Consider the following 868-nt stretch of genomic DNA (forward strand, 5'->3'; position numbering starts at 1 on the left):
AGGCGTTTGATTACAGATATTGCTCAGAAAGAGAGTGAATAATCGTTGGTGAAGCGCAAGGGTGGCGCAGACTTTTAGTGTAAAGTCTGTTCAATCTCTAGCTTAAGTCCGCTTTCGGGCAACTGCTCGCCATCCAGATAGGCTTGGCCATCTTTCATTTCAAGACGTCCATCGATAAACCACTTAACCGCAATGGGGTAAATGATGTGTTCCTTTTCAAGTACTCGGGTGGCAAGTGTTTCTTCAGTATCCTGATTTAAGACTGGTACAATAGCCTGGATGATATTCGGGCCGCTATCAAGCTCAGCGGTAACAAAGTGAACACTCACGCCGTGCTCTTTGTCTTTTGCTTCAAGCGCACGCTTATGAGTATGTAGGCCGGGATATTTAGGCAGAAGAGAGGGGTGAATGTTGAGCATTCTTCCTTCAAAACGGCGGACAAAATCATCGGTTAAGATACGCATAAAGCCCGCTAATACCACGAGATCCGGTTGATGCTTCTCAATCGTCTTAATCAGCTCTGCATCAAAAATCTCTCGTTGAGCGAATTTTTGATGTTCGATGACATGAGTATCAATCTCAGCTTTCTTAGCTCGCTCTAGGCCCTTAGCATGGGGCTTATTGGAAATAACAGCGCTGATCTTTCCAGGGATTTCTTCACGTTGATAGGCGTCGATTAAGGCTTGAAGGTTGCTGCCGCTACCCGATATCAAAACAACGACAACAGGATCTCGTCCTTCCATTACTAAGCGCCTAGTCCATTTAGTTGGACTTGCTCTTCGTCGGAAGATGTGTCGGCAATTTCACCAATTACCCAAGCACTTTCGCCTTCAGCTTCTAAAAGCTTGATGGCTGATTCTTCTGAACC

At 45.6% G+C, this 868-nt stretch carries 1 protein-coding gene; it reads right to left on the reverse strand.

Annotation, left to right across the window (positions count from 1 at the left end; genetic code table 11):
* Positions 1 to 74: 74 nt before the first annotated feature.
* Positions 75 to 743, reverse strand: a complete 669-nt coding sequence (purN, locus tag A3729_RS21120; protein WP_068508037.1) for a phosphoribosylglycinamide formyltransferase — start codon at positions 741 to 743, stop codon at positions 75 to 77.
* Positions 744 to 868: the final 125 nt, after the last annotated feature.

The organism is Oleiphilus sp. HI0043, assembly GCF_001634935.1.